Annotated in this window: 2 protein-coding genes and 1 pseudogene; all 3 read left to right on the plus strand. The window is 76.8% G+C overall.

Annotated features, from left to right (window positions below; all coding sequences use genetic code 11):
- Nucleotides 1–114 precede the first annotated feature (114 nt).
- Nucleotides 115–1,191 (plus strand): trypsin-like peptidase domain-containing protein, encoded by a 1,077-nt coding sequence (locus tag PYV61_RS21230; RefSeq protein ID WP_275835402.1) that lies wholly within the window; start codon nt 115–117, stop codon nt 1,189–1,191.
- 142 nt (nt 1,192–1,333) lie between these two features.
- Entirely contained in the window at nt 1,334–4,216 is a 2,883-nt protein-coding gene (gene cphA / locus PYV61_RS21235; RefSeq protein ID WP_275835404.1) for a cyanophycin synthetase, read from the plus strand.
- Nucleotides 4,213–4,655 (plus strand): annotated as a pseudogene (locus tag PYV61_RS21240) (cyanophycin synthetase); the annotation flags it as partial. The gene cphA and the pseudogene PYV61_RS21240, both read left to right, overlap by 4 nt.

The raw sequence follows: 4,655 nt of genomic DNA on the forward strand, positions 1-4,655 counted from the left end.
GCAGGTCGCAGGTCGCAGGTCGCAGGTCGCAGGTCGCAGGTCGCAGGTCGCAGGTGTCCCCCGCGCACGCTTCCTGCCCCCTACACGGAGACTCGAACAGTGAGGAGCTCGAAGATGCGTCGCGGTACGGCCGGCATGCTGGCGCTCGCGGTGGCGCTGGGCGTGGGGATCGGGATCGGGGTGACCGGGGGCGAGCGGCTCGCGCGCGCCTGGCGGGGGGAGGGGGCGGCCGCGCGGGCGTCGGCGCTGCAGCTGGCGGCCGGCACGCAGCCGGCGCCGGCGGCGATCGCCGCGCAGCCGGGGAGCGACGAGGCGACGATCATCCGCGTCGCGCAGCAGGCCTCCCCCGGCGTCGTGCTCGTCGAGCGCGACGGGGGCTCGGGGTCGGGCGTCGTCGTGCGCCGCGACGGGATCATCCTCACCAACGCGCACGTCGTCGGCGAGTCGCGCGCCGTGCAGATCACCCTCGCCGACGGGCGCCGCCTCCAGGGGCAGGTGCTCGGCCGCGACCCGACGGTGGACGTCGCCGTCGTGCGCATCCAGGCGGCGAACCTCGCCGTGGTCCCCGAGGGCGACTCCGACCGGCTGCAGCCCGGCCAGACGGCGATCGCGATCGGCAACCCGCTCGGCTACGAGCGCTCGGTGACGACGGGCGTCGTCTCGGCGCTCAACCGCTCGATCCGCGGCGCGACGCTCGAGGCGCTGATCCAGACCGACGCCGCCATCAACCCCGGCAACTCGGGGGGGCCGCTCCTCGACTCGCAGGGGCGCGTCATCGGGATCAACACCGCGATCATCCCCAGCGCGACCGGGCTCGGCTTCGCCATCCCGATCAACCTCGCGCGCAACATCGCCGACCAGCTGATCGCCACCGGCCGGGTGCGGCGCGCCATCCTCGGCATCCTCCCGGTCGACGTGACGCCGCCGCTGGCCCAGCAGCTCGGCCTCCCGGTGCGCGAGGGCGTGCTCGTCTACGAGGTCGAGGCGGGAACGGGAGCCGCGCGCGCGGGGCTGCGGGCGGGCGACATCATCACGAACATCAACGGATCGGCGGTCGAGCAGGGGGGCGACCTGCGCCGCATCCTGCGCGCGGCCGGCGCCGGCGCGACGGTGCGCGTGCAGTTCGTGCGGCGCGGCTCCACGGCGACGCAGACGGTGAACGTGCAGCTGGGGGAGCAGATCATCCAGTAGGGCGCGGCGGGCTGCGGGCTGCGGATCGGGAACCCGCAGCCCGCAATCCGCAGCCCGCCGCGCGCGTCGTGTGCACGCCTGTTGCGCACTGCGGCCCCGGCCGTCGTCGCGCAGCGCGGCGCGGCCGCTTCCCAGGCGCCCCATGTCGCACCCGACGCCCGACCATCCCGACCCGCCCCGCGCCGGCCAGAGCCGACGGCTCGCCGACGCGCGCGACGCCTCCGTCCCACGGCCGGTCGTGGCGCGCGCCGACGCGCACGCCGACGCCGCGCCCCCGCGCCCGGCCGTCGACCCCGAGGCGCTGCAGGCCAGCGCGATCCGCGCGCTTCGCGGCCCGAACTACTGGCGGCTCGCGCCGGTCATCGCCTGCGACGTGCGCCTGGGCGCGCTGGAGCAGGTCACCAGCGCCGACGTCCCCGGCTTCACCGAGGCGCTGGTGACGGCCATGCCGACGCTGCACGAGCACCCGTGCTCGCGCGGGGCGACGGGCGGCTTCGTCGAGCGGCTGCGCGAGGGGACGCACCTGCCGCACGTGCTGGAGCACCTCGCGCTGGAGCTGCAGGCGCTGGCGGGGAGCGACGTGCGCTTCGGCCGCGTGGTGCCGTCGGGCGACGAGGGGGTGTGGTGGGTGATCGTCGCCTACGAGCACGAGGAGGTCGGGCTGCAGGCGATGCGCGACGCGGTGCGCGTGGTCCGCGCCGCGCTCGCGGGCACGCCGGCCGACGCGCTCGCGGCGGACGTGCGCGAGACGGTCGGGCGCCTGCACGCGCGCGCCGAGCGGGTGCGGCTCGGGCCCTCCACGTCGGCGGTGGTGGAGGAGGCGCGGCGGCGCGGGATCCCGGTGCGGCGGCTCAACTCGGGCTCGCTCGTGCAGCTCGGGCTCGGGCGCCACCTGCGGCGCATCCAGGCGACGATGACCGACCTCACGAGCGCGATCGCCGTCGAGCTGGCGCAGGACAAGGACGACACGAAGCGCGTGCTCGGCAACATCGGGCTCCCGGTGCCGCAGGGGGGCGTGGCGCGCGACGAGGACGAGGCGGTCGAGATCGCGGCGTCGGTCGGCTACCCGGTGCTCCTCAAGCCGCTCGACGCCAGCCACGGCGACGGGATCTCGCCGCGCCTCGACGACGCCGACGGGGTGCGCCGCGCGTGGGCGGCGGCGGTCGGGGCGGCGCGCGGCGGGCGCCACGTCCTCGTCGAGCGCTTCGCGACGGGGCGCGACCACCGCGTGCTGGTGGTCGGCGGGAGGATGGTGGCGTGCGCCGAGCGCGTGCCGGCGCACGTGGTGGGCGACGGCGCGCGGACGGTGCGCGCGCTGATCGCCGAGGCGAACGCCGACCCGCGGCGCGGGCAGGGGCACGACAAGATCCTGACGCGGCTGCCGGAGGACGACACGACCGTCGCGTTCCTCGCGCGCGGCGCGCGCACGCTCGACACCGTGCCGGCGGCCGGCGAGACGGTCTTCCTGCGCGCGACCGCGAACCTGTCGACCGGCGGCACCTCGATCGACCGCACCGACGAGATGCATCCCGACAACGTGACGGCGTGCGAGATGGCCGCCGGCGCGGTGGGGCTCGACGTGGCGGGGATCGACGTGCTCACCGACGACGTGTCGGTCCCGTTCCGCGAGAACGGCGCGGTGATCATCGAGGTCAACGCGTCGCCCGGGATCCGGATGCACACGCACCCGGCCGAGGGGAAGCCGCGCAACGTCGCGGCGCCGATCGTCGACCTGCTCTACCCGCCGGGGACCGAGACCGAGATCCCGGTGCTCGCGGTGACGGGCACCAACGGCAAGACGACGACGGTGCGGCTGATCGCGCACCTCTTCCGCCACACCGGCAAGACGGTCGGCTTCACCACCACCGACGGCGTGTACCTGCAGAACCGGCTGGTGATGGAGGGGGACATGACGGGGCCGTTCGCGGCCAACATCATCCTCTCCAACCCGACGGTCGACGTGGCGGTGCTCGAGACGGCGCGCGGCGGGCTGCTGCGCGCGGGGCTCGGGTGGGAGGAGTGCGACGTCGGCGTGGTGCTCAACGTGACCGCCGACCACCTCGGGCTGCGCGGGATCCACACGCTGGAGCAGCTCGCCGAGGTGAAGAGCGTGATCCCGGCGGTGGTGCGGCGCGAGGGGCACGCGGTGCTCAACGCCGACGACCCGCTGGTGGCGGCGATGCGCGAGCGCACCGGCGGCGACGTGGTGCTGCTCAGCGTCGCGCCGGCGGGGACCAACCCGGTCGTCGAGGAGCACCTGGCGCGCGGCGGGATCGTGGCGCGCGTCGAGTACGCGGCCGACGACGCGGCGGCCGGCGACGCGCGCGCGGCGGCCTACGGCGGCGCGCCCGGCGTGGCCTCGGCGAGCGGCGAGACGTTCGTGCTGCGGAAGGGGCGGCTCCGCATCCCGATCGCCGCCGTCGACGAGGTGCCGCTGCTGCTCGGCGGCGCCGCGCGCTTCCAGCGCGTCAACGTGCTGGCCGCCATCGCGGCGGCGTACGTGCAGGGGATGCGCTACGACGACATCCGCGCCGGGCTGCTGTCGTTCTTCCCGTCGCCGGCGCTGACGCCGGGGCGGCTGAACGTGCTGCGGCTGTCGCGCGGCGCGGCGGCGGGGGCGCGCGTGCTGGTGGACTACGCGCACAACCCGGCCGCGGTGGCGGGGCTGGTCGACATGGTGACGCGCATGCCGGCGGCGCGGCGGCTGGCCGTGGTCACGGCGCCCGGCGACCGCCGCGACGAGGACCTGCGCGAGGTCGGGCGGCTGTGCGCGTCGTTCGACGCGGTGATCCTCAAGGAGGACGACGACCGGCGCGGGCGCGAGCCGGGCGCGATCGCCGCGCTGCTGCGCGAGGGGCTGCGCGCGGGCGGGCTCGCCGACGCCGCGGTCGAGGAGATCGACGACGAGGGCGCCGCGGTCGACGGGCTGCTGGCGCGGCTGCAGGCGGGGGACCTGGGCGTGGTGCTCGCCGACGACGTGCGCGGGGTGCTGGACCGGGTGCGCCGCGCGGGGGCGATCGGGTGAGCGCGGCCGTCGCCCCCGACCCGCACGCGGAGCTGCGCGCGACCGCGCTGCGCCTGATCCGCGGCCCGAACTACTGGGCGATGCGCCCGCTGGCCCGCCTCGAGCTGGAGGTCGGCGCGTACGACGAGCTCTCGTCCGCCGAGCTGCCGGGCGTGTCGGAGGCGCTGGTGGAGGCGCTGCCGCCGCTGGCGCTGCACGCGTGCAGCGTGGGCACCGCGGGCGGGTTCCTGCAGCGGCTGGCGCGCGGGACGTACGCGCCGCACATCGTCGAGCACGCGGCGCTGGCGCTGCAGGAGATGGCGGGGCACGACGTCGGCTACGGGCGGGCGCGGGGCGGCGCGCGCGCCGGGGCGTACACGGTGGTGGTCGCGTACCGCCACCCCGCGGTCGGGCGCCGCGCGCTGGCGCACGCGCTCGACCTGGTGCGGCGCGCGTTCGC

The sequence above is a fragment of the Roseisolibacter sp. H3M3-2 genome, from assembly GCF_029211165.1.
GTDB lineage: Bacteria > Gemmatimonadota > Gemmatimonadetes > Gemmatimonadales > Gemmatimonadaceae > Roseisolibacter.